15 protein-coding genes, 2 tRNA genes and 2 rRNA genes are annotated in these 25614 nt (G+C 40.4%); 13 read left to right on the plus strand and 6 right to left on the minus strand.

All coding sequences use genetic code 11. The annotated features are described in order from the left end of the window. The 4 genes from dnaA (at position 1) to gyrB (ending at position 6279) form a co-directional block, all read left to right on the plus strand. Positions 1-1392 carry a chromosomal replication initiator protein DnaA gene (gene dnaA, locus MTO68_RS00005; protein WP_096732407.1) on the plus strand — a complete coding sequence of 464 codons (1392 nt, stop codon included), beginning with the start codon at positions 1-3 and terminating at the stop codon, positions 1390-1392. A 110-nt stretch (positions 1393-1502) separates the two neighbouring features. Continuing rightward, a complete protein-coding gene (dnaN, locus tag MTO68_RS00010) occupies positions 1503-2651 on the plus strand; it encodes a DNA polymerase III subunit beta (protein WP_004718933.1) in 1149 nt (382 codons plus the stop codon). Between the two features lie 24 nt (positions 2652-2675). Continuing rightward, positions 2676-3758, plus strand: coding sequence for a DNA replication/repair protein RecF (gene recF / locus MTO68_RS00015; protein WP_244014532.1), 1083 nt, complete (start codon positions 2676-2678; stop codon positions 3756-3758). A 52-nt stretch (positions 3759-3810) separates the two neighbouring features. Continuing rightward, positions 3811-6279, plus strand: coding sequence for a DNA topoisomerase (ATP-hydrolyzing) subunit B (gene gyrB / locus MTO68_RS00020; RefSeq protein WP_034613335.1), 2469 nt, complete (start codon positions 3811-3813; stop codon positions 6277-6279). 173 nt (positions 6280-6452) lie between these two features. Here the strand turns inward: gyrB and MTO68_RS00025 are convergent, their stop codons facing one another. Together MTO68_RS00025 and MTO68_RS00030 are read right to left on the minus strand one after the other, a co-directional pair. Then, positions 6453-7460 (minus strand): putative solute-binding protein, encoded by a 1008-nt coding sequence (locus MTO68_RS00025; RefSeq protein WP_004718925.1) that lies wholly within the window; start codon positions 7458-7460, stop codon positions 6453-6455. A gap of 1021 nt (positions 7461-8481) precedes the next feature. Further along, on the minus strand, positions 8482-10416 hold the full coding sequence (locus MTO68_RS00030; protein WP_034613338.1) for an ATP-binding cassette domain-containing protein: 1935 nt from the start codon (positions 10414-10416) through the stop codon (positions 8482-8484). Between the two features lie 467 nt (positions 10417-10883). Here MTO68_RS00030 and MTO68_RS00035 point away from each other — a divergent pair, with 467 nt between their 5' ends. After that, positions 10884-11888 carry a putative solute-binding protein gene (locus MTO68_RS00035; RefSeq protein WP_004718922.1) on the plus strand — a complete coding sequence of 335 codons (1005 nt, stop codon included), beginning with the start codon at positions 10884-10886 and terminating at the stop codon, positions 11886-11888. Between the two features lie 63 nt (positions 11889-11951). Here the strand turns inward: MTO68_RS00035 and tyrS are convergent, their stop codons facing one another. Next, positions 11952-13166 carry a tyrosine--tRNA ligase gene (gene tyrS / locus MTO68_RS00040; protein WP_004718921.1) on the minus strand — a complete coding sequence of 405 codons (1215 nt, stop codon included), beginning with the start codon at positions 13164-13166 and terminating at the stop codon, positions 11952-11954. A gap of 82 nt (positions 13167-13248) precedes the next feature. On the opposite strand from tyrS, the gene MTO68_RS00045 reads away from it, so the two are divergent. Beyond that, positions 13249-14376: an anhydro-N-acetylmuramic acid kinase gene (locus tag MTO68_RS00045; RefSeq protein WP_244014534.1), complete on the plus strand. Its 1128-nt coding sequence runs from the start codon at positions 13249-13251 to the stop codon at positions 14374-14376. Between the two features lie 287 nt (positions 14377-14663). After that, positions 14664-15506, plus strand: a complete 843-nt coding sequence (locus MTO68_RS00050) for an alpha/beta hydrolase (protein ID WP_034613356.1) — start codon at positions 14664-14666, stop codon at positions 15504-15506. Between the two features lie 70 nt (positions 15507-15576). Here the strand turns inward: MTO68_RS00050 and erpA are convergent, their stop codons facing one another. The 3 genes from erpA to MTO68_RS00065 all read right to left on the minus strand — a co-directional run bounded on the left by erpA (position 15577) and on the right by MTO68_RS00065 (position 17881). Continuing rightward, positions 15577-15912 (minus strand): iron-sulfur cluster insertion protein ErpA, encoded by a 336-nt coding sequence (gene erpA, locus MTO68_RS00055; protein ID WP_004718915.1) that lies wholly within the window; start codon positions 15910-15912, stop codon positions 15577-15579. Between the two features lie 129 nt (positions 15913-16041). Then, positions 16042-17046 (minus strand): putative solute-binding protein, encoded by a 1005-nt coding sequence (locus MTO68_RS00060; RefSeq protein ID WP_004818193.1) that lies wholly within the window; start codon positions 17044-17046, stop codon positions 16042-16044. A gap of 370 nt (positions 17047-17416) precedes the next feature. After that, positions 17417-17881, minus strand: a complete 465-nt coding sequence (locus MTO68_RS00065; protein WP_239044658.1) for a hypothetical protein — start codon at positions 17879-17881, stop codon at positions 17417-17419. Positions 17882-18083: 202 nt separating this feature from the next. On the opposite strand from MTO68_RS00065, the gene MTO68_RS00070 reads away from it, so the two are divergent. The 6 genes from MTO68_RS00070 to MTO68_RS00095 all read left to right on the plus strand — a co-directional run bounded on the left by MTO68_RS00070 (position 18084) and on the right by MTO68_RS00095 (position 25466). Then, positions 18084-19151 carry an alpha/beta hydrolase gene (locus MTO68_RS00070; RefSeq protein ID WP_004718910.1) on the plus strand — a complete coding sequence of 356 codons (1068 nt, stop codon included), beginning with the start codon at positions 18084-18086 and terminating at the stop codon, positions 19149-19151. A 301-nt stretch (positions 19152-19452) separates the two neighbouring features. After that, a complete protein-coding gene (locus MTO68_RS00075) occupies positions 19453-20019 on the plus strand; it encodes a peptidylprolyl isomerase (RefSeq protein ID WP_004718908.1) in 567 nt (188 codons plus the stop codon). A 424-nt stretch (positions 20020-20443) separates the two neighbouring features. After that, positions 20444-21982, plus strand: a 16S ribosomal RNA gene (locus MTO68_RS00080). Between the two features lie 59 nt (positions 21983-22041). Further along, positions 22042-22118: transfer RNA gene (locus MTO68_RS00085), tRNA-Ile, on the plus strand. 44 nt (positions 22119-22162) lie between these two features. Next, a tRNA-Ala gene (locus MTO68_RS00090) sits at positions 22163-22238 on the plus strand. A 337-nt stretch (positions 22239-22575) separates the two neighbouring features. Then, positions 22576-25466 (plus strand): 23S ribosomal RNA (locus tag MTO68_RS00095). The 16S and 23S rRNA genes sit together here with 2 tRNA genes alongside, the layout of an rRNA operon. Positions 25467-25614 lie beyond the last annotated feature (148 nt).

The following is a 25614-nucleotide window of genomic DNA, read 5'->3' on the forward strand; positions in this document are numbered from 1 at the left end:
ATGCTTTGGACGGACTGCTTAACTCGCTTGCGACAAGAGCTCTCTGATAATGTCTTTGCCATGTGGATTCGTCCTTTGGTTGCAGAAGAAGTCGAAGATACTTTAAAACTGTATGCACCCAATCCATATTGGACTCGCTACATTCAAGAACATCATTTAGAACTGATTTCTATTTTGGCAGAACAATTATCTGAAGGTCGTATTCGTAAAGTCGAAATTTTAGTCGACTCGCGTCCTGGTGCAATTCTTTCTGCTGCTGAACAGCCTGCTACCACAACGGCGGCACTTGAAAGTTCTCCGATGCCTACACAGCATATCAAAGCCAAAAAAGACAAAGAATATGAAGTTGTTTCTGCAAAAAATGTGAAGAAACGACAACTTAACCCATTATTTAACTTTGCTTTATTTGTTGAAGGTCGTTCAAACCAAATGGCTGCTGAAACTTGCCGCAAAGTTTTAACACAACTCGGTGAATCTCAACATAATCCACTCTTTTTATACGGCCCTACAGGCTTAGGTAAAACGCATTTAATGCAAGCGGTTGGGAATGCCTTATTACAGGCAAAGCCAAATGCGCGTGTGATGTATATGACTGCGGAAAGCTTTGTCCAAGACTTTGTCAGCTCTTTGCAAAAAGGCAAGGTTGAAGAATTTAAAAAGAATTGCCGTTCTTTAGATTTATTGTTGGTTGATGATATTCATTTGTTGGCAGGTAAAGAAGCCAGTCTTGTTGAATTTTTCTATACATTCAATGCTTTATTGGATGAATCTAAACAAATTATTTTGACCTCTGACCGTTATCCAAAAGAATTAACTGAATTGGATCCGCGTTTAGTCTCGCGTTTTTCATGGGGACTATCGGTTGGGGTTGAACCACCAGATATTGAAACACGTATCGAAATTTTGCTGAAAAAAGCCGAAAGCAGTGGCATCGATCTGCCTCGAAATTGCGCTTTATTTATTGCACAACAGGTTGTTGCCAATGTGCGAGAGCTTGAAGGCGCTTTAAACAAAGTTGTGGCAATCTCACGCTTTAAGGGGTCTGCAATTGATCTAGAAGTGGTTCGTGAATCATTGAAAGATGTTTTGGCGATTCGTGCCCGTACCATCAGTACTGAAAATATTCAACGCGTAGTGAGTGAATACTTCCGTATTCCATTGAAAGAATTGGTGGGGCCAAAACGCACACGTATTTACGCACGACCACGTCAGTTGGCGATGGGGCTTGCGCGTGAGCTTACTGGAGACAGTTTCCCTGAAATTGGGATGGCTTTTGGCGGTCGTGACCACAGTACGGTCATGCATGCCTGTGAAAAAGTGCAAAGTTTACGCGATGAAGATCCAATTTTTAATGAGGATTATAAAAACCTCATGCGCCTGTTACAAAGTTAAAATTTGTACAAATTATGCGCTTGCAATGCGGCATAAACTGCCGCATAGTACGTCATTAAAAAAAATTTATTACCCACATTTTTGTCATATTTAGTTAGAGGAATTCCACCGTGCGTTTGAAAATCGCGAAAGAGAGCTTACTTAATGTTTTGTCCCATGTGGTTGGAGCAGTTGAACGTCGCCATACTTTAAATATTCTTTCAAACGTGAAAATTCAAGCTACAAATCAAGCCCTTACGATTACAGGATCGGATTTGGAAGTGGAGCTTGTGGCAAGTACAACTCTAGCTGAAGGTGCATGTTTACAAGCAGGGGAAACCACAGTTCCTGCACGTAAGTTGGTCGATATTTGTAAATCTTTACCAGCAGCAGCTTTGATTGATTTGCAGATCACTGAAGATCAACGCTGTATTTTAAAATCTGGAAACAGCCGCTTTGTTTTAGGAACCTTACCTGCTGAAGATTATCCATTGTTAACCAATGAAAATAGCCAAGGCACTCAAGTTCAAGTCACTGAGCGTGAATTAAAACGCTTATTTGAAAAAACCTCATTTGCCATGGCTGTGCAAGATGTACGTTTTTACCTCACAGGTACATTATTGGAAATTGATGAAAATCAATTACGCGCAGTCACTACCGATGGGCACCGTTTAGCATTGTGTGAAACATTGGCGTCTTCAACCGCTGCACAATTAGTTCAAGCCATTGTTCCACGTAAAGCAGTCGGTGAGTTACAACGTCTTTTAAGTATCGAAGATGAGCAACTGACCTTGTTAATTGGTCGTGAATTGTTAAATGTTACCATTCAAACCTCTAGCCGTGACAAAGAACAGGGCGATATTACAGTACGTTTCACAACAAAATTAATTGATGGGAAATTCCCTGATTATCGTCGTGTGATTCCACGTGGTGGTGACAAAGTTGTAAATATTCCACATGATGTATTTAAGCAATCCTTACAACGTGTTGCGATTTTAAGTAATGAAAAATTACGTGGTGTATTCTTAAACTTTAATGCTGATTCTTTGCAATTACGTGCCAATAACCCTGAGCAAGATGAAGCGATTGAAGATTTAGCTATTCAATATGCCAATGCGCCGATGGAAATGTCGTTTAATGCGCAATATATTTTAGATGTATTAAGCGTTTTAGATGGTGATGATGTCGCAATGACCATGTCTGAAGCGAATCAGTCGGTATTGGTACAAGATCCAACCCAATCTAATCAAACTTATGTTGTGATGCCGATGCGTGTTTAATTGATTTATTTTTAAATCATAGCCATGCATATTACGCGTTTAAATATACAACGTGTTCGAAACCTCAAGACGGTTGCTCTGCATGAGTTGCAACCGTTTAATGTTTTTTATGGACAAAATGGTTCAGGCAAAACTTCGATTTTAGAGGCCATTCATTTATTGGCAACAGGTCGATCTTTTCGAACACATATCCCTAAAAATTACATTCAAAATAATCAATCAGACGCCATTGTTTTTGCCCAATCTTTGACTGAAAAGATTGGTATGCAAAAGCTGCAAAGTGGTGAGCAGTTAATTAAAGTCAATGGTGATACTGTTGCAACCCAAGGGCAGCTTGCCAAAATCTTACCTTTGCAACTGATTGACCCATTAAGTACCGATATTATTGATCATGGGGCAAAACCACGTCGCCAATTGTTGGATTGGCTCATGTTTCACGTGGAACCAGATTTCTATCATGCGTGGCAATATTATTCACGCGCTTTAAAGCAAAGAAATAGCTTACTTAAAACCAAACGTAATCTAACTTTGCTCGATTTAGAGCCGTGGAACAAAATGCTCAGTGATTATGGTGAAATGTTGCATTCTCAACGGGTCGAGATTATTGAGCAATGGAAGCTATATTTGCAAGAAGATTTGGCGCAGTTGCTACCCGATTTAAAGATTGAAATGGAATATAGTGCAGGGTTCCATGTGGAACATGGTTTGGCCAATGACCTGATTCAATATCACCAAAAAGATGTTGATCGACGTTATACCGAGTATGGACCGCATCGTGCAGATATCCGATTAAAAACCCCATTAGGCGAAGCGGATGTGGTACTGTCTAGAGGGCAGAAAAAGTTATTGATAATGGCTTTAAAACTATCACAAATTGCCATGTTACATGCCTGTAATAAAGAAACTGTGGTATTATTAGATGATGTGACAGCAGAATTAGATTTAAGCGCACAACAACGTTTAATTGAGCGATTGAGCCAACTTGGTAGTCAAGTTTTTATTACCACACTAGACCATGAATCAGTAAAAAAACATTTACATGATTTGTCTATTTCCTACCAGTTATTCAATGTTGACCAAGGTCAGGTAAGTGTTGTTGCAACATGATTTTAGATTTTAGCCAATTTTGGAAAGACCTATTTTTCACTAGGGAGAAACCATGAGTTCAGAAGATCAAATAGCTTCTCAAACAGAACCAACCATTGAAAAGGCTTATGATTCCTCTAGTATCAAAGTATTACGTGGTCTAGATGCAGTTCGTAAACGCCCAGGTATGTATATTGGTGATACTGATGATGGTTCAGGCTTACACCATATGGTATTTGAGGTCGTGGATAACGCGATTGATGAAGCTTTAGCTGGTCATTGTGATGAAATTTTAGTGACGATTCATGAAGATGAGTCAGTCAGCGTTGCAGATAATGGACGTGGTATTCCAACCGATATTCACCCGGAAGAAGGTGTCTCTGCTGCAGAAGTAATTCTTACGATTCTGCACGCAGGTGGTAAGTTTGATGATAATAGCTATAAAGTTTCAGGCGGTTTGCACGGTGTAGGTGTATCTGTAGTTAATGCACTTTCAAGCAAACTTGAACTTACGATTCATCGTGCTGGTCATATTCATCAACAAGAATATAAACATGGTGATCCGGTTTATCCGTTAAAAATTGTGGGTGATGTCGAAACCACAGGGACTATTGTTCGTTTCTGGCCGAGTACTGAAACGTTTAGCCAAACGATTTTTAATGTCGATATTTTAGCACGTCGCTTACGTGAACTTTCATTCTTGAATGCGGGTGTTCGTATTGTCCTGCGTGATGAACGTGTTGCTTTAGAACATGTCTTCGATTACGAAGGTGGTTTATCTGAGTTTGTAAAATATATCAACCAAGGTAAAACCCATCTCAATGAAATCTTCCATTTCACCACTCAAGCTGAAAATGGCATAGGTGTTGAAGTTGCTTTGCAATGGAATGATACCTATCAAGAGAATGTTCGTTGCTTTACCAACAATATTCCACAAAAAGATGGTGGAACTCATTTAGCTGGTTTCCGTGCAGCGTTGACACGTGGCTTAAATAGCTACATGGAAAATGAAAACTTACTCAAAAAAGAGAAAGTTGCGGTCACTGGTGATGATGCGCGTGAAGGCTTAACAGCAATTGTTTCAGTTAAAGTGCCTGATCCTAAATTTTCATCACAAACCAAAGAAAAATTGGTGTCGAGTGAAGTTAAACCTGCTGTCGAGCAGGCAATGAACAAAGCCTTTTCTGAGTATTTATTAGAAAATCCTCAGGCTGCAAAGTCTATTGCAGGCAAGATCATTGATGCTGCACGTGCGCGTGATGCTGCGCGTAAAGCACGTGAAATGACACGTCGTAAGAGTGCGCTTGATATTGCTGGTCTTCCAGGTAAATTGGCAGACTGTCAGGAAAAAGATCCAGCACTTTCAGAATTATACTTGGTCGAGGGTGACTCTGCGGGCGGTTCTGCAAAACAAGGCCGTAACCGTAAAATGCAAGCCATTCTTCCGCTCAAAGGTAAAATCCTGAATGTGGAACGTGCACGCTTCGATAAGATGATTTCATCTCAGGAAGTGGGTACGCTGATTACTGCATTAGGATGTGGTATTGGTCGTGAAGAATATAACCCAGACAAGTTGCGTTATCATAAAATCATTATCATGACCGATGCTGACGTGGATGGTTCACACATTCGTACCCTGCTTTTGACTTTCTTCTTCCGTCAAATGCCAGAACTTGTGGAACGTGGTTATATTTATATTGCACAACCACCACTGTATAAACTGAAAAAAGGTAAGCAAGAGCAGTACATTAAAGACAATGATGCTTTAGAAACTTATTTGATTTCAAATGCGATTGATGAACTTGAATTACGTGTCAATGCTGAAGCGCCTGCAATTCGTGGCGTAGCATTAGAGAAAGTGATTGCTGATTATCAAACCTCCCAAAAGAGTTTGCAGCGTTTAACTGTACGTTATCCTGCGACCTTGCTGGATGGTTTATTGAGTCTTGAGCATTTTAAACTTGATCAAAATCATGACCAAGATTATGTACAACAATGGGGTGAGAAACTTCGTGCTGCGATTGAAACAACGCAACCAAGTTTACGTCCAGTGTTGAGCTTGGAGTCGTTTGATAAAGAAACTGCTGATGGGCTTAAAACGACGATTTATTTCCCGCGTATAACGATTTATGTGCACAATTTACCGCATAGCTATTTATTAGATGCGGGTTTATTGGCATCGGGCGAATATAAGCGTTTATTGCAAAACTCGAAGAGCTGGTTCACCTTGTTAGAAGAAGGTGCTTATTTGCAAAAAGGCGAACGTAAAATCAACGTTTCGACTTTCCATCAGGTCTGGCAACACATTTTGACAGATTCACGTCGTGGCATGATGATCCAACGCTATAAAGGTTTGGGTGAGATGAATGCTGAACAGCTTTGGGAAACCACGATGGATCCTGAAAACCGTAATATGCTGCAAGTGACCATTGATGATGCAATTGAAGCCGATCGTATGTTTGCATGTTTAATGGGCGATGATGTAGAACCACGTCGTGCTTTCATTGAAGAAAATGCGTTAAATGCAGATATTGATGCTTAATTAAACTCATTTTAATCAATAAAAGGGAATAAACCTCGGTTTATTCCCTTTTTTATATCCGCTATTTTAATTTTGATGGTGCTAAACTACTGCTATTAAAAAATTTCAAGCAAAAAAAACCAGCTTATTAAAGCTGGTTTTTTTGTAGACTTTTGCTTATTTCAGCTAAAGTATTATTCACCACCAAGCGTACATTCAAAGTTGGCTTTATCTACTGAACAACGTGCCTTTTTCAACACAGACATCATACCTGCATCATAAATACCTTGTTTAGTTAGTTCTAAACGGCCATCACGCATTAATTTTTGATATTTCAGCTTATCTTCAGCGGTTAAATTCATTTTGTATTTTGCTGGAATAGTCGCTTCTAGGCGATTAATCATAGCAAAGCTTTTTGGCAAGTTTTTCACAAAATAATCACGAGATTTTTGACCAAAACCTGCAGGGAACTTTTCAGGACGGATGACAAAGTCAGCAGTTACTTGTAATACAGGGAAGTTAAACATTGCCCCATTTGCGCCTAAACCTTTTTGAATTTCAAGTGGTTTGTAGGCATAAGCTGGTGCACCGACCATATCAACTTGACCATTGTTGAATTTTGCAACAAAGTTGGTGATATCTGAAGGAACTGCTTGCGCACCAACACGTTGTACCAGAATTTTTTGAGCGCTGTCATAGCTTAACACAGCAAACTTTTTACCAGCGGCTTTTTCAATCGAGTTGATATTTTTATCACGGACAAAAATAAATGCTGAACCAAGTGGTGCAATACCAGCAACTTCGTATTTTTTACCACCCAAGGTTGTGGTCATTTTTGCAGCATTACGTGCATCTAAGGCAAAAGTAATGGCTTTTTGTGCAATCGCATTACTTGGCACACCACCAATAGAGTCGATTGAACCCACAAATTTATTGTATTGACGCGCACGCATTGCAGTCATAAATACGCCATCGCATTTGCCTGCTTTAAAGTCGTTATCTGCAACAGCCTCATCTTGTTTGGGAATGAGATTGATATCAGCGCCCCAGCTTTTTGCTGATAATGCCCATTCTTGTGCCATTTGAAATGATTCACCTGACTTACCTAATAAGTCAAATACGCAGACATCTGTCGCAGCTTGAGATGCTGAACTAAATCCAACGATTGAAGTTGCAGCAATAGCGAATGCAATTTTTTTCATATTTTCGTCCTTATCTATTTATCCATCTTTAGGAACTTTTCCATAAGCGCAATATTAATCAGCTTTGTTTGAAAAAAATAGAGCATTTACTCCATTTATTATTTTTTTTTTGACAATTATTGTGAATTAGCGACTTAACTCTCATTTCATCGACAATCTTTTTATAAGTAAATCAGTTTTTTAAGTATGAGTTATGCTTTTTCATTACAAATTGTTCGAAATTCATGATCTATGTAATTTTAAATAATTTTGCTGAAATCAAAAAAAATTAGATGAATGTTCATTATAAAAAGCGACGAACGGTTAAATTTTGCACTTGAATTTTGTTCTATTATTAACCAAAATAATGTTGATAAGTATGTGGGTAACTTTGCAATTAAGCTTAAATTCGATCAACACTGACTGATTTAATCACATATAAAACTTCAAAATCATTAAAAAATGCTCTCAAAGAATGAGTCAGAAGAACTGTTTTAAAATTTTAACTTATCCACAAGCAATTGATAAAAAACATTTTTAAATTCAAATGAATTGTCTTTTTTAAAGCCTTTTTTGCTATTATTTAGGTGTGCTAATATGTTCCACGGTGGAAATTGTCTATTATAAATAAAAGTTATGATTGTATTTTGTCGATTTAAAGATGCTTTTAGGCTTGGACGCGGCTGTTGGATGTGGTTTGGAGGTTGAATAAAATAAGCTTATGATTTTTATTGGATTATTGTGATAAAAAGCCTTCTTTTTGATCTGGGGAAATCTAAAGTAATGAGAAACAACACCTGAGTGTGTTTGCATAGCGTGGCTATGTATTGAATTACTGATGATTTATGAGAAGGGGTATAGAACTTTAAATTTTGTTAAGGCGATGAAATTGCGGTTAAAACTTTAAATAAATAGTTTTTATTGAATAACTTATTGATTTTTAATTATATTTTATTAAAAAGCTAGAAAAGGCATTTGCCTATTTCTAGCTAATTTGAGGGGCTTACTGTCTTTAAAAGCACTTTTTAATTAAAAGCGCCTTTTAATCGAAAGAGCTTTCTAATGTTTCTAGTTCCATCATCAGTTCAAGCATTTTTTCTTCAGCTTGTTCTAATTTTACTTTTAACTCTGTCTGTTCATTCATGAGTTTGAGTAAATCATCTTTACGGTTTGCCTCATAAAGGGCTGAGTCTGCAAGTAATGTTTCAATTTCTGCAAGTCTAGGTTGAATTTTTCCAATTTGGCTTTCAATTTTCTCGATATTTTTACGAATAGGACGGCTCAGTTCACGTTGACGAGCAGCTTCTTTACGTTGTGCTTCTTTATCGAGTTTTGAAATACTTGGCTTTTCAACCACCTGAGATTGAACAGGTGCACTAGGCTGTTGTCCATTCTTGATCATATCGATACGTGCTTGACGTAACCACGTTGCATAATCTTGTAAATCCCCGTCAAATTCCTTGCTTTGACCTGCATGAACCAAAATAAGTTCATCACAGACTGAAGCGATCAGCTGACGTTCATGGGAAACTAAAACCACAGCACCTTCAAAATCCTGTAAAGCCATCGTAAGTGCATGGCGCATATCTAAATCTAAATGGTTAGTCGGTTCGTCGAGAATTAAAACATTTGGACGTAGCCAGACGATTAAAGCCAAAGCCAAACGCGCACGTTCACCGCCAGAGAAGCTTTCGCTTGGAGTGTCCATACGTTCACCACTAAAGCCAAAACTTCCTAAAAAGGAGCGTAATGCTGCTTCACTGATCTTTGGGTCAGCAATGCGAGAAAGTTGTAACATCGGGCTGGCATTGCCATCTAAAGCATCCATTTGGTGCTGGGCAAAATAACCAATGTTGAGTAACTCAGAATCTTTACGTAAACCTTGAATCAGCGGTAAATCACCAACTAAAGATTTAATTAAGGTCGATTTACCTGCACCATTCATTCCCAGTAAACCGATACGACTGCTTGGTGTAATCTGTAAATTTACATTGGTGACAATTAATTTATCGCCATAGCCAATATCTGCATGTTCGAGTGTGAGCAGCGGTGAACTCATTTTGCTTGGTTCACGGAAACTAAAGGTAAATGGATTATCGACATGCGCAGGGGCAAGCTCTTGCATACGTTCAAGTTGTTTAATACGGCTTTGCGCTTGTCGTGCTTTAGTCGCTTTGGCTTTAAAACGGTCAATAAATTTTTGTAAGTGTGCTTTAGCTTCTTGTTGCTTTTCAAACGCTTGTTGTTGTTGTGCTAATCGCTCAGCACGTGTGGTTTCAAAAGTAGAATAGTTACCAGTATATAAAGTCAGTACTTGATTTTCGATATGTAAAATATGATCTGTGATTGCATCTAAGAAATCGCGGTCATGTGAAATTAAAATGAGTGTGCCTTCATATGCCTTGAGCCAATCTTCTAACCATAAAATTGCATCTAAATCTAAATGGTTGGTCGGTTCATCGAGTAATAGTAAGTCTGAGCGACTCATCAGGGTGCGAGCAAGATTTAAACGCATCCGCCACCCACCAGAGAAACTTGAAACCAAGAGTTCTGATTGATGCTCAAAAAAACCTAAACCGGCCATCAGTTGAGATGCTTTAGATGCAGCTGTATAGCCATGAATTTCTTCAAAACGGCTATATAAATGTGCTAACTCATCATTACTCAAATCTTCAGAATGGTTTAGTTTGTCTTGTATCAGCCAATATTCTTCATCACCAGATAACACAAAATCAATAGCTTTCATATCTAAGGCTTTGATTTCTTGAGCCATATGGGCAACGGTCCATATATTTGGACGGGTTAAGCTACCGCTGTCTGACTCCATTCCACCCAAAAGTGCTGAGAACAATGTGGATTTACCCGCACCATTTACACCTGTTAAACCAATTTTCCAACCAGGATGAAGTTGCATAGACGCTTTTTGGAATAAAATGCGTCCACCACGGCGAATTGAAAGTTGGTCTAACTGAATCATAGGAAACTGACTATTGAATATCGGATGCGGTATAGTAAAGGATAAATGGTAGAGTTCAAAAAATGTATTTGATAAAAGAAGTGACAAAATGTCTTTTCTTGAGTGAAAAGCACAATAAATTGGGTAAATAGGATCAATTCAAAAAAACAAACAATGCTTTATTGTGAATGCTTCAATAAAAAATGCGTATATCTCCCAAATCAGCAGCAATCATTAGAATATTTTTATTTTACAACCACTCAATAAAAAACCGCTCAATCAAATCAGCTCAGCCGCTTATTTTTATCAGAATTTTGTCCTGAATTTTTTATCTCATCTAAAAGTTGGTTAAAAAACTAACACAAAATATTCAGTTTATGTAGAATTAATCACAGTATCACCTAAAAATGTGTAGTTAAAGTAAAAGACTCGGATTGCTTTTACATCTACAAGGATAAATCTATTTATAAAAATATGGACGTTAGATGATGAATAAAATAGGATATTTACCGATTGTTTTTTCAGTTTTTTTTTCACCTCTGCTACAGGCAAAACAAAATGTGTGTGTGTTTGATTTACTGGGTAAAGCGGGTGAGTCTTATAAACTCATGGAAGAATGGGCTTTAGCAGCCAAAGCATGGGGCGCTGATATTAATTTAACCGTGTATCAGTCAGAAGAAGCCGTGGATAAAAATTTTAAAACCAATAAATGTGATGCCGCGGCAATGACCACGATGCGTTCACGTGAATACAATAAATTTGGTGGTTCTATTGATGCTTTGGGCGGAATTCCCAACAATGAAATTGCCAGAAGAGCGATCAACTATGCCTTGGATAAACGCAATGCAAAAAGATTGGTTTCTGAAAAAAATGGGGTCAAATATGAATTGGCAATGATTACCCCGATTGGTATTGCTTATATCTTTGTTAAAGATCGCGCAATGAATACTTTGGAGAAGGGCAAAGGCAAAAAGTTTGCCTATCTGCATTATGATCTTGCACAAAAGGTTGCCGTTGAACGTGTAGGCGCAATCGGGGTTCCTTCTGATATTTTTAATTTTGTGAAAAAATTTAATGATGGTGAAGTGGATGCGATTGCTTCACCAGCCTATGCCTATAAACCATTGGAAATTTATAAAGGTTTAGGTAGCAATGGTGCAATGTTTACTTATCCCGTAGTGAATGTGACTGCCGATTTAATTATTAAACCTGAGCAGTTTCCAGAAGGTTTTGGTATTAAGTCACGTGAGTGGGCTGTGAAGCAGTTACCAAGTTCATTTAAGAAAATAGAAAAAATGGAAGCTGAAATTCCAGCAAAATATAAATTAAATGTATCTAAGGATGATGCACTCCGTTATCAGAAATTATTGCGAGAAGGGCGGATTGAGTTAACAAAAAGAGGGGTGTACGATCCTGTGATGATGTCGGTACTGAAAAAAGCACGCTGTACGGTAGATCGCACTAACTTTGAATGTTCACTTGCAGGTGAATAAGTTTATTCAATAAAAAAGCCATCAATGTTGATGGCTTTTCTGGTTTTATTGGCTTACACGGGATTAATCGGTAAAGGTCACTTTTGCAATGGCTTTTTTACTTGCCTGAATAACCAAAGTAACATTTTCTTTCACAGTGAAGTTTGCATCCACAACTTCCCAATCCACTTTTACGGCTCCACGTGAAACAGCATCTTTAGATTGTGCTGAATTCTTGGTTAAGCCTGCGGCACGTAAAATAGACACAATCGAGATTTCTCCATTGTATTCACCACGAGAAATAGTTACTTCAGGCGTACCTTCAGGTAGCTCGCCTTCTGTGATTAAGTTACCCGCACCTTTATGTGCATGTTCAGCAGCTTCTGCGCCATGGAAGCGTTCAACCAACTCAAGTGCAAGAATTTTCTTAATGTCTTGCGGATTACGACCTTCAGCCATTTCTTTGAGAAGAACGTCAATTTCGTCCATAGACTTAAAGCTGAGTAATTCAAAATAGCGTTCAATCAAGCTGTCAGGCATAGACAATACTTTTTGGTACATTGCGCCAGGGGCATCAAATACACCAATATAGTTGCCTAAAGACTTCGACATTTTATTAACGCCATCTAATCCTTCTAGGATCGGTACGGTAATACACACTTGAGCTTCTTGGTCATAACGACCTTGAAGGGTACGCCCCATGAGTAAGTTAAAGGTTTGGTCTGTACCACCAAGCTCAACATCGGCTTCAAGCGCAATAGAGTCGTAACCTTGAACCAAAGGATATAAAAACTCATGAATAGCAATCGGTTGATGGCTATTATAGCGTTTAGTAAAGTCATCACGTTCAAGCATACGCGCAACGGTTTGCTGCGAAGCCAATTGAATCAAATCCGCAGCGGTTTTTGTTGCAAACCACTCAGAGTTAAAACGAACTTTGGTTTTATTTGGATCAAGAATTTTAAACACTTGTTCTTGATATGTTTTGGCATTTTCTAAAACTTGTTCACGCGATAGCGGTGGACGAGTCGCACTCTTACCTGTTGGGTCACCAATCATGGCGGTATAATCACCAATCAAGAATGTGACATCATGACCAAGATCTTGAAACGCTTTTAATTTGTTAATTAAAACAGTATGACCCAAATGTAAATCTGGGGCAGTTGGATCAAATCCTGCTTTAATTTTTAAAGGACGATTTTCTTTTAGTTTCTTCAGAAGATCTTCTTCAGAAATAATTTCGTGAGTGCCTCGGCGAATGAGGGCAAGTTGTTCTTCAGCCGGCAGGAAATTTGACATTACAAAAACCCAAATACTTCAGTTAGACTATTTGTGCGATATACTAACATTTTTTCAGCATAATGCAGGCGAAGAATATCTCATGACAACAATCTATATTGGCGTAATGACTGGAACCAGCATGGATGGCGTCGATTTTGTTGCTGCTTCATTTGATCCTTTACATATCCATGCCACGCTTACAGTCGCTTTTGATCCTCATTTACGCGATGAATTGATGGCATTGACCTTACCTGATGATAATGAAATCGATCGAATGGGTAAGGCTGATGTCGCTCTTGCAACCATGATTGGCAATAGCATTAACCAACTTATACAAGAAAATAATTTAGATAAAAGCCAAATTAAAGTGATTGGTTGTCATGGACAAACTATTCGGCATCGCCCAGAACATGGGTTTACTTTACAAATTGGTGATCCAAATATTATTACAGAAATTACTCAAATTCCTGTGATTTCAGATTTTCGTCGTCGTGATATGGCGGCAGGTGGGCAGGGTGCTCCTCTAGTTCCAGCGTTTCATCAAGCTTTATTCCAACATTCAACCATTCATCGAGTGATTCTCAATTTAGGGGGGATTGCCAATGTCAGCATGCTGCCTGCTGGTGATGAGCAGAATGTTTATGGTTTTGATACAGGCCCTGCCAATATTCTTATGGATGCGTGGTGTCATCGTTATACTGGGCAACCTTATGACGAAAATGGCAATTGGGCAGCTTATGGTCAACCGATACGTTCATTGTTAGATCGCCTTCAAGCAAATGAATACTTCTCTAAAGAACCTCCAAAAAGTACAGGGCGTGAAGACTTTAACTTGGAATGGTTAGATGAGCAGATTTTAGATTGGCGCAATGATTTAGAATATGATGAATTAGAAGATACCCCTGAAAATATTCAGGCAACGTTGATGAAACTCACGACACGTGCCATCAAGAAAGCCATTTATCGTTCGCCTCTAGATACGGGTGAGGTCTATGTTTGCGGTGGAGGTGCTTATAACTCACATCTACTTGAACAACTCCGTTGGCGCCTACGTAAGCACAATTGGTCTGTACAATCGACTTCTGCATTGGGCTTAGCACCGACATGGGTAGAGGCAACTGCATTTGCATGGCTCGCCATGCGCTTTGACCAACAGTTAAGTGGCAACCTACCTGCTGTTACGGGGGCAAAAGGCTATCGTATCTTAGGTACGATTACAGCAGTTTAAAACTGAAATGATTGCTAAGGTGAGTGATACACCTTAGTAATCAATATTTACACAAGAACAAAAGCGCTGTAAAAACAAATGAAAGCAACCAGAATGGGATAAATTTTGCTGATATATAACGACTACGGATTATTGTTCTTTAAAAAGAGAATTCATTTTTTGCTTAGTAGCCTGAGATATTTTGTAGAACAATGATCGACCTGTTTAGCGCTGAGATTGTCCTTTACTGCTGTTAAAAAATAGCGCATAAGCTTCCACTATCAATAAAAATTAAAACTGAGATCACAATGAACTTAGCGATACAGAAACAGCGCATAGAATCATTTCAAAGAGAAGGCTTCAGCTTTGATGTGATAGATTCGGGTCCTTTAGATGGACAGCCTTTTGTCTTGTTACATGGTTTTCCTGAAACCAATAAAAGCTGGCAAGAAACTGCAGAGATCTTGAATCAAAACGGTTATCGTACTTTTGCTGTTAATCAACGTGGTTATAGTTTAGGCGCACAACCGCAAAACCGCCGTGATTATAGAAGTTCTACTTTGGTTGAAGATGTAAATGCTTTAATCGATATGATTCAACAACAGGTTTATTTAGTTGGACATGATTGGGGAGCTGTAGTGGCTTGGGATGTTGCTCAACGCTATCCTGAAAAAATAAAACATTTGATTACGATTTCTGTACCGCATAAAGCAGCATTTATGCGTTCGATGTTCAGCAGTAATCAATTGTTAAAATCTTACTATATTGGTTTATTCCAGTTACCTAAAATTCCAGAATTATTATTCGAGAAATTACCGAAGTTGGGTCTAGGTTTATTAAAAGATTCAGGAATGACCGCAAAACAACTCGAAGATTTCCAACAAGACATCGTGGTGGAAAAGCGTCTAAGTTCTGCATTAAATTGGTATCGGGGACTTCCATTTAGTTCAAATAAAAATTTAACCCAACCAGTTTGTGTGCCGACTTTATTTATTTGGGGCAAACATGACTCGGCGATCGGTTCTAAAAGCGTTGCCTTAAATCATCATTATGTAAAAGCAGCTTATAAAGAAATTGTGATGGATGCGACGCATTGGATTCCAGTGCAGAATGCAAAACAATTGAGCCAACATATTTTAGAAACGATTTAAGCTTGATGTCTCAACCATAAAAATGCCCTCATAAGAAGAGGGCATGATTTGATTCAAAATATGCTTTGAATTAAATGGAGAATGATGAACCGCAACCGCAAGTTGTTGTTGCATTCGGGTTTTCTACAATAAAACGTGAGCCTTCTAAGCCTTCAATATAGTCAACTTTAGAACCGACGAGATATTGATAACTCAACGAGTCAACCAACATTTTTACATCACCATTTATAAATTCAGCATCATCTTCATTCATACTTTCGGCAAAGTTAAAACCATAAGAAAATCCTGAACAGCCGCCACCCGTTACATAGACACGTAACATCAGATCTTGATTACCTTCGCTATCACGAAGTTGGCGAACTTTATTTGCAGCATTGTCAGTCAGCTCAAGTGCTTGGGCGGTCATGATATTGTTCCTCAGATTTCAAATGGCTTAAATGAAAAGACCATATATTCAGTATAACATACTCAATATATGGTCAGTGAGTGAACTTTAAAGTAAATTCAGACTAAATTTATCGGATTTAATCTAGAATTATTTGTAGTTCTCATCTTGTAGCGCACATTCAAAGTTTTTCGGATCGTTTTTACAACGGAATTGCCAAAGGATTTTCATCATTTGTTTGTTATAAACGCCTTGTTTGGTCAAGCTGATACGCGATTCACGCATGAGTTTTTGATAACCAGGCTTATCACCATCTGGAACTTGCATCCAGTATTTCGCCGGAATATCTGCTTTCATTTTTCCAATGATAGTGTTTGCACGAGGCAATTGCGTTTTAATCCAATCACGAGATTTTTGACCATAGCCAGCAGGGAATTTATCTGGACGAATGATGATATTACCTGTGACTTGTAGCAGTGGGTAATTCACAATAGCGCCTTTGGTTCCTAAACCCTTATGCAGCTCTAAAGGTTTAAATACCGCTGCAGGTGCACCAATAATATCAACCTGACCATTATTGAATTTACTGCCAAAATTTGTAACATCCGCGGCAACTGCTTGAGCACCAATTTGTTGAACCATAATTTTTTGTGCTTGATCATAGTCGAGTACCGCAATTTTTTTACCTGCTGCTTTTGCAACGGTATTGATATTGCGGTCATTGACCATCAGGAAAGCATCACCGACTGGAATAACACCAACAACTTCATATTTTCCGCTGGTCATGTATTTTGCAAAGTTTGGATTTGCTAAGCCTTGCATGACTTTTACCGCGAGATTGAGATCTGGAATCGCACCAATTGCATCTAAAGAACCGGTGAAACTATTAAATTGGCGGCCACGCATACCTGTGATACTGACAGCATCACATTTACCCGCTTTAAAATCTTCTGCAATAACAGATTCATTTGAATTCACTTTTAATTCCAGATCCGCACCCCAGTTTTTCGCTGCAAGTTGATAATCTTTCATTAAGGTAAACACATCACCATTTTTGCCTACTAAATCAAATACACACATGACTTGTTTTGCTTGAGTGGCAGATGTTGCAAGCAAAAGACCCGCAGCAGCAATGAGAGCATTAGACCATTTCATTATTTTTTTCCTTTCCATGATCAATATTATTCATGTTCAATTGAATCGAAGAGCTTCGACCAATAGAACTTTGTGACATCAAAAATGTATCTAGTTTAGAAAATCGTTTATTGCTAAACCCAACATGATCTATTCTGAACAATCGATTTTCCAAATCAATTGTTCGAGTTCAATGATGAATTGATGTTATTGAAATCATTACTTGAAATGAGTCGGTTCGCAATGACCCAAATGACAAAATTTCCTCAGCAAAGAAGAAATGTCAGAAGCTATTAATTACTGAGGAAAATCATTACTTTTGCTTTTATAAATGAACAAATTGTTTGCTAAAAAGACAAAAGAATCTGGGTTAGCCCCAGATTCTTGAAGATTAATCTTGGTTTTGATCTCTGTTTTTACGCTCATCACGTCTTTTATCACGTTGCTGTTGTTGATTTTGACGATCACGCTGTTGCCACTGTTTTTGATCAGGTCTATTGTCCCAGCGATGGTCACGATTTGATTTATTGTTCCAATCTTTTCTATGTTGTTCCCATTGCTGCTTTTTCATTTGATCACGTTTGGCTTGTTCATATTGCCAACGTTGTTTATCCCAGTTGTTTTGGCGCCGTTCTTGTTCAATGCGCATTTGTTGTAAACGATAAGCTCGCTCGCGTTCCCAACGTTGGCGATCATTGTTTCGGTCATATCTTGGATCATAGCGTTGTCCATAGCCATAATCTCGATATACGGGTTGCCCATAGCCGCGAGAGTCATAACCATCTTCAGGAAATGCAACACAACCAACAGCAATAATAGATGTTATGAATGAAACAATTAATGCTTTTATAGCCATAAGTTGTCTCCATTTAACAAGCAAAATAGCAAAAAAAAATTCAGATATAGCAAAATAGTCAATGACAAGTCATTTAACTCAGATTAGCGTATTTAAAAATTATATTTGTATATCGATGATGAGACTTGTATAAGATTATAGTCAGTCGATACCTGATCATGTAGACAATATGAAGAATTTGAACATTTAAGGAAGAAGCGTAATGGTTGCTTTTCAACGTAGTATTCATGATTTAGTCGAAAAAGGGCAGGGTTCGGCAGGTAGGGCTTTAGATCGTTTGCCTACATTCGCTCAAGAGTCATTAACCAAGTTATTGGGTTACCCGTACCAATTTCCTCAATTGGATAGTTTCACCAAATGTTTGATGGCAGCTCAACTTAAACAGGGCAAAGTAGGTTTTATTGGCGCAGATGTAGAGCGCTCTAGAAAGCAATTTGAATCACAAATGCAATCTATTATAAACAAACCGACCCATATCCAATTTGTTGAAGATATTCGTCTTCCGCTGCAAAGTGGCAGCGTCTATGCACGCCATTACCATCCTGCACCAAATAAAAAATTGCCAATGATTGTATTTTATCATGGCGGTGGTTTTGTGGTAGGTAGTGTAGACACCCATGATGAAGTGTGTCGCTTAATTGCTGCTCATGCAAAAGTTCAGGTTTTAAGTATTGAATATCCACTCGCACCTGAAGTTGGCCCACGTGACTTAATTCAATCTTGTGAAGATGCTTTGGCTTGGGTGTATCAAAATCGCCGTCAATTTAAAATTCTCAAAAACCGGATTGCGGTTGCAGGAGATAGCGCGGGCGGAAATATTAGCGCTGTTGTTGCACAACGCACAGTCAATACAGTGTTTGCGCCTCAAGCCCAGTTCTTGATTTATCCTGCTGTTGATTTTAAGAGTCGACATCCATCTTTCTTTGCTTATAAAGATGGCTTGGTGTTGACAGGCTCAGATATTGATTATGTGACCGACTATTATGCGACACGTTTTAATATGGCATTGGATGATCCAATCATTTCACCGACCAATGGGCAGTTAAAGAAACTTGCCCCTGCATTTGTAGTAACGGCTGGACATGATCTTTTGCATGATGAAGGTAAAATTTATGCTTATAAGTTACGTCAAAATGGGGTAAAGGTTCATTATCAGGATTATGAAGATCAAACCCACGGATTTATTAATTTAACCCCTGTTTCACGTAAAGCTAAAAAATACGTTATAGAGATGAGTAAAGAGTTCCGTAAATTCTGGGATAAGCAATAACATAATATCCACTTGTACAAGTCACTTTTGTTTCACGTGGAACAAAAGTGACTGATTAAAAAATAATCAAATAAGAATAATTGTTCTATAAAGGCTAAGCACACGGATTTATCCATACAGTTCTTTTGTTGATAAAGCATCATCAACATATTCAACAACCAATAAGGCTTATGACAGCTATATAGATATAGTCGTGAATACTGTTGAGTATTGGTAAACGTGTTTAAATGTCATTTTTCAACAGAATAAAAGCAGACTACTATGAGAGGCTTATTAATTTAAAATGTTTAAGGAAAAGAGAATGATCAAAAAAATAGGCATCGGTCTTGCTTTAGTGGTTTTAGTGAATCAAGCGTTCGCCAATACAGATATGCAAATTAAAACCAATTTAGGCAACATCAATATAGAGCTTTATGATGATCAAGCACCGATATCAGTAAAAAACTTTAAGAGCTATGTAAATAGTCAATTTTACAACGGCACCATTTTCCATCGTGTTATCCCTGGTTTTATGATTCAAGGCGGTGGCTTTGATAGCAACATGAAAGAGAAGGCTACTCAACCAGCGATCCAGAATGAATCTAGCAATGGCTTAAAGAACGTTCGTGGGACTTTGGCTATGGCACGGACTAATGCGCCAAACTCTGCAACCAGTCAATTCTTTATTAATGTTGCAAATAACGACTTTTTAAATAAGTCTGCTGGAAATCCTGGGTACGCCGTATTTGGTAAGGTGACACAAGGACTGGATATCGTCGATAAAATCGTACAGACACCAACACAAACAGTGGGTATGCACCAAGATGTACCTAAACAAGCTGTAAAAATCATCAGTATTCAAACAATAAAAACAAATGTGAAAAAATAGTTAAAAAATAAAGCAGAAATATTTTGTTCATATTTCTGCTTTAATATTAAAAGCTTACGCGACAAAAATCCTAAAAATGAACCAAAACAGTGCATAAAAATACAACACTCGATAAAACAATCAGTTAAAAGCACTTGCGTGTGTAAGAAATTGCCCTATAATGAGCTCATCCCGACGCGATACAGCAAACGAACTTAGCTTAGAGGGTTAAGTTGTTAAATGTTTATTGCGTCTTATTTATCACTGACGAAGTGATAAATTAATCATTAAGAGAATATGAAGAACAACTTGTGTGGATTTTTACTGATTGATTGATCGAAATATTATCATTGATTGATTGGTTTAAATTACTCGAAGTTTATTTGAGAGAATTTGTCAGTACATTGATGAGCCAGAATTGTGACCTTAAGTCACTAATGATTTTTAACTGAAGAGTTTGATCATGGCTCAGATTGAACGCTGGCGGCAGGCTTAACACATGCAAGTCGAGCGGGGGAGGTTGCTTCGGTAACTGACCTAGCGGCGGACGGGTGAGTAATACTTAGGAATCTGCCTATTAATGGGGGACAACATCTCGAAAGGGATGCTAATACCGCATACGCCCTACGGGGGAAAGCAGGGGATCACTTGTGACCTTGCGTTAATAGATGAGCCTAAGTCGGATTAGCTAGTTGGTGGGGTAAAGGCCTACCAAGGCGACGATCTGTAGCGGGTCTGAGAGGATGATCCGCCACACTGGGACTGAGACACGGCCCAGACTCCTACGGGAGGCAGCAGTGGGGAATATTGGACAATGGGGGGAACCCTGATCCAGCCATGCCGCGTGTGTGAAGAAGGCCTTATGGTTGTAAAGCACTTTAAGCGAGGAGGAGGCTCTCTTGGTTAATACCCAAGATGAGTGGACGTTACTCGCAGAATAAGCACCGGCTAACTCTGTGCCAGCAGCCGCGGTAATACAGAGGGTGCGAGCGTTAATCGGATTTACTGGGCGTAAAGCGTGCGTAGGCGGCTTTTTAAGTCGGATGTGAAATCCCCGAGCTTAACTTGGGAATTGCATTCGATACTGGGAAGCTAGAGTATGGGAGAGGATGGTAGAATTCCAGGTGTAGCGGTGAAATGCGTAGAGATCTGGAGGAATACCGATGGCGAAGGCAGCCATCTGGCCTAATACTGACGCTGAGGTACGAAAGCATGGGGAGCAAACAGGATTAGATACCCTGGTAGTCCATGCCGTAAACGATGTCTACTAGCCGTTGGGGCCTTTGAGGCTTTAGTGGCGCAGCTAACGCGATAAGTAGACCGCCTGGGGAGTACGGTCGCAAGACTAAAACTCAAATGAATTGACGGGGGCCCGCACAAGCGGTGGAGCATGTGGTTTAATTCGATGCAACGCGAAGAACCTTACCTGGTCTTGACATAGTAAGAACTTTCCAGAGATGGATTGGTGCCTTCGGGAACTTACATACAGGTGCTGCATGGCTGTCGTCAGCTCGTGTCGTGAGATGTTGGGTTAAGTCCCGCAACGAGCGCAACCCTTTTCCTTATTTGCCAGCACTTCGGGTGGGAACTTTAAGGATACTGCCAGTGACAAACTGGAGGAAGGCGGGGACGACGTCAAGTCATCATGGCCCTTACGACCAGGGCTACACACGTGCTACAATGGTCGGTACAAAGGGTTGCTACCTAGCGATAGGATGCTAATCTCAAAAAGCCGATCGTAGTCCGGATTGGAGTCTGCAACTCGACTCCATGAAGTCGGAATCGCTAGTAATCGCGGATCAGAATGCCGCGGTGAATACGTTCCCGGGCCTTGTACACACCGCCCGTCACACCATGGGAGTTTGTTGCACCAGAAGTAGGTAGTCTAACCGTAAGGAGGACGCTTACCACGGTGTGGCCGATGACTGGGGTGAAGTCGTAACAAGGTAGCCGTAGGGGAACCTGCGGCTGGATCACCTCCTTAACGAAAGATTGACGATTGGTAAGAATCCACAACAAGTTGTTCTTCATTGATGTATCTGAGGGTCTGTAGCTCAGTTGGTTAGAGCACACGCTTGATAAGCGTGGGGTCACAAGTTCAAGTCTTGTCAGACCCACCAAGTCTACTGAACACAGAAGAGCAGATATATTAAGATCTTAAGCTGGGGACTTAGCTTAGTTGGTAGAGCGCCTGCTTTGCACGCAGGAGGTCAACGGTTCGACTCCGTTAGTCTCCACCACTAATTAAAGACTAAGTGATTACAGAACTTAGTAAGCCGATAGCTTATTAAGTTCTGTGATTTATCACAGTTAACTACTCGCTGACGAGGCGGTAGTGAATCATTAACAGAATATATTTGAGTTGAAATAATTGTTTAAACTCGTTTTAGTTGATGTTAGCAAGCAATTGTTAATGTTGAATGAAATGAGCACTAGCGATAAAACTGAATCAAGCGTTTTGGTATATGAATTAAATTGAAGCTGTATAGTGATTAAGTTCACAGGCAACAAATAGAAGTGATTAAGTTCACATTGTTGATCCTCCTTGTAGGGATTAACGACTGTTTGGGGTTGTATAGTCAAGTAATTAAGTGCATGTGGTGGATGCCTTGGCAGTCAGAGGCGATGAAAGACGTAATAGCCTGCGATAAGCTTCGGGGAGGCGGCAAATATCCTGTGATCCGGAGATTTCTGAATGGGGAAACCCACTTACCATAAGGTAGGTATCGCATGATGAATACATAGTCATGCGAGGCGAACGAGGGGAAGTGAAACATCTCAGTACCCTTAGGAAAAGAAATCAATTGAGATTCCCTCAGTAGCGGCGAGCGAACGGGGATCAGCCCATTAAGTTATATGTGTTTTAGCGGAAAGCTCTGGGAAGTGCTACCGTAGAGGGTGATAGTCCCGTACACGAAAGGGCACATATAATGATGACGAGTAGGGCGAGGCACGTGAAACCTTGTCTGAATATGGGGGGACCATCCTCCAAGGCTAAATACTCCTGACTGACCGATAGTGAACCAGTACCGTGAGGGAAAGGCGAAAAGAACCCCTGTGAGGGGAGTGAAATAGATCCTGAAACCGCATGCATACAAGCAGTGGGAGCCGACTTGTTCGGTGACTGCGTACCTTTTGTATAATGGGTCAGCGACTTATATTCAGTAGCAAGGTTAACCGCATAGGGGAGCCGTAGAGAAATCGAGTCTTAATAGGGCGTTTAGTTGCTGGGTATAGACCCGAAACCGGGTGATCTATCCATGAGCAGGTTGAAGGTTGGGTAACACTAACTGGAGGACCGAACCCACTGTCGTTGAAAAGCCAGGGGATGACTTGTGGATAGGGGTGAAAGGCTAATCAAACTCGGTGATAGCTGGTTCTCCCCGAAAGCTATTTAGGTAGCGCCTCGGACGAATACCATAGGGGGTAGAGCACTGTTTCGGCTAGGGGGTCATCCCGACTTACCAAACCGATGCAAACTCCGAATACCTATGAGTACTATCCGGGAGACAGACTGCGGGTGCTAACGTCCGTAGTCAAGAGGAAAACAATCCAGACCGCCAGCTAAGGCCCCCAAATTATAGTTAAGTGGGAAACGATGTGGGAAGGCATAGACAGCTAGGAGGTTGGCTTAGAAGCAGCCACCCTTTAAAGAAAGCGTAATAGCTCACTAGTCGAGTCGGCCTGCGCGGAAGATGTAACGGGGCTAAAACTATATGCCGAAGCTGCGGATGTATACTATGTATACGTGGTAGGGGAGCGTTCTGTAAGCCGATGAAGGTGTATTGAGAAGTATGCTGGAGGTATCAGAAGTGCGAATGCTGACGTGAGTAACGACAAAACGGGTGAAAAACCCGTTCGCTGAAAGACCAAGGGTTCCAGTCCAACGTTAATCGGGGCTGGGTGAGTCGACCCCTAAGGCGAGGCCGAGAGGCGTAGTCGATGGGAAATTGGTTAATATTCCAATACTTCTGTGTAATGCGATGAGAGGACGGAGAAAGTTAAGTCAGCCTGGCGTTGGTTGTCCAGGTGAAAGGCAGTAGGCATGCATCTTAGGCAAATCCGGGGTGCTCTATGCTGAGAGCTGATAGCAAGCTAGTTTACTAGCGAAGTGGCTGATACTATGCTTCCAGGAAAAGTCTCTAAGCTTCAGTTACACAGGAATCGTACCCTAAACCGACACAGGTGGTCAGGTCGAGTAGACCAAAGCGCTTGAGAGAACTCTGCTGAAGGAACTAGGCAAAATGGTACCGTAACTTCGGGAGAAGGTACGCTGCTGACGGTGATAGGACTTGCTCCTTGAGCTATTGGCAGCCACAGAAACCAGGCCCCTGCAACTGTTTATTAAAAACATAGCACTCTGCAAACACGAAAGTGGACGTATAGGGTGTGATGCCTGCCCGGTGCTGGAAGGTTAATTGATGGGGTTAGCGTAAGCGAAGCTCTTGATCGAAGCCCCAGTAAACGGCGGCCGTAACTATAACGGTCCTAAGGTAGCGAAATTCCTTGTCGGGTAAGTTCCGACCTGCACGAATGGCATAATGATGGGGGCGCTGTCTCCAGCAGAGGCTCAGTGAAATCGAAATCGCCGTGAAGATGCGGTGTACCCGCGGCTAGACGGAAAGACCCCGTGAACCTTTACTGCAGCTTGACATTGAACTTTGATCTTACTTGTGTAGGATAGGTGGGAGGCTTTGAAGTAGTGACGCCAGTTGCTATGGAGCCATCCTTGAAATACCACCCTGGTAATATTGAGGTTCTAACTCTGTCCCGTTATCCGGGACGAGGACCATGTCTGGTGGGTAGTTTGACTGGGGCGGTCTCCTCCTAAAGAGTAACGGAGGAGTACGAAGGTGCGCTCAGCGTGGTCGGAAATCACGCGTAGAGTATAAAGGCAAAAGCGCGCTTAACTGCGAGACCCACAAGTCGAGCAGGTACGAAAGTAGGTCTTAGTGATCCGGTGGTTCTGTATGGAAGGGCCATCGCTCAACGGATAAAAGGTACTCTGGGGATAACAGGCTGATACCGCCCAAGAGTTCATATCGACGGCGGTGTTTGGCACCTCGATGTCGGCTCATCTCATCCTGGGGCTGAAGCAGGTCCCAAGGGTATGGCTGTTCGCCATTTAAAGAGGTACGCGAGCTGGGTTTAGAACGTCGTGAGACAGTTCGGTCCCTATCTACCGTGGGCGTTGGAAATTTGAGAGGATCTGCTCCTAGTACGAGAGGACCAGAGTGGACGAACCTCTGGTGTACCGGTTGTGACGCCAGTCGCATCGCCGGGTAGCTATGTTCGGAAGGGATAACCGCTGAAAGCATCTAAGCGGGAAGCCTACCTCAAGATAAGATTTCCCTAGGACTTTATGTCCTCTAAAGAGCCGTTGAAGACTACGACGTTGATAGGTTGGATGTGGAAGTGCGGTGACGCATGAAGCTGACCAATACTAATTGCTCGTGAGGCTTGACTATACAACACCCAAGCAGTTGTATATGAAGCATCATTTGATTCATAAAAGATCAAACATACTTGATTTAGTTGTAAAGCTAGTTACAATACCCAACTCAAATGTTCTGTTAAACTCATTTGGTACGAAGTAAGGCATTTAAATAAGACCCG

The organism is Acinetobacter sp. NyZ410, assembly GCF_022828975.1.
Lineage (GTDB): Bacteria > Pseudomonadota > Gammaproteobacteria > Pseudomonadales > Moraxellaceae > Acinetobacter > Acinetobacter guillouiae.

Excerpts from the sequence above, each read along its gene's own strand:
- erpA (WP_004718915.1), bottom strand. The coding sequence starts at position 15,912 with ATGACCGCCCAAGCACTTGAGCTGACTGACAATGCTGCAAATAAAGTT.
- MTO68_RS00060 (WP_004818193.1), bottom strand. The coding sequence starts at position 17,046 with ATGAAATGGTCTAATGCTCTCATTGCTGCTGCGGGTCTTTTGCTTGCA.
- MTO68_RS00035 (WP_004718922.1), top strand. The coding sequence starts at position 10,884 with ATGAATAAAATAGGATATTTACCGATTGTTTTTTCAGTTTTTTTTTCA.
- gyrB (WP_034613335.1), top strand. The coding sequence starts at position 3,811 with ATGAGTTCAGAAGATCAAATAGCTTCTCAAACAGAACCAACCATTGAA.
- MTO68_RS00075 (WP_004718908.1), top strand. The coding sequence starts at position 19,453 with ATGATCAAAAAAATAGGCATCGGTCTTGCTTTAGTGGTTTTAGTGAAT.
- MTO68_RS00025 (WP_004718925.1), bottom strand. The coding sequence starts at position 7,460 with ATGAAAAAAATTGCATTCGCTATTGCTGCAACTTCAATCGTTGGATTT.
- MTO68_RS00050 (WP_034613356.1), top strand. The coding sequence starts at position 14,664 with ATGAACTTAGCGATACAGAAACAGCGCATAGAATCATTTCAAAGAGAA.
- tyrS (WP_004718921.1), bottom strand. The coding sequence starts at position 13,166 with ATGTCAAATTTCCTGCCGGCTGAAGAACAACTTGCCCTCATTCGCCGA.
- recF (WP_244014532.1), top strand. The coding sequence starts at position 2,676 with ATGCATATTACGCGTTTAAATATACAACGTGTTCGAAACCTCAAGACG.
- dnaA (WP_096732407.1), top strand. The coding sequence starts at position 1 with ATGCTTTGGACGGACTGCTTAACTCGCTTGCGACAAGAGCTCTCTGAT.
- MTO68_RS00030 (WP_034613338.1), bottom strand. The coding sequence starts at position 10,416 with ATGATTCAGTTAGACCAACTTTCAATTCGCCGTGGTGGACGCATTTTA.
- MTO68_RS00070 (WP_004718910.1), top strand. The coding sequence starts at position 18,084 with ATGGTTGCTTTTCAACGTAGTATTCATGATTTAGTCGAAAAAGGGCAG.
- MTO68_RS00065 (WP_239044658.1), bottom strand. The coding sequence starts at position 17,881 with ATGGCTATAAAAGCATTAATTGTTTCATTCATAACATCTATTATTGCT.
- MTO68_RS00045 (WP_244014534.1), top strand. The coding sequence starts at position 13,249 with ATGACAACAATCTATATTGGCGTAATGACTGGAACCAGCATGGATGGC.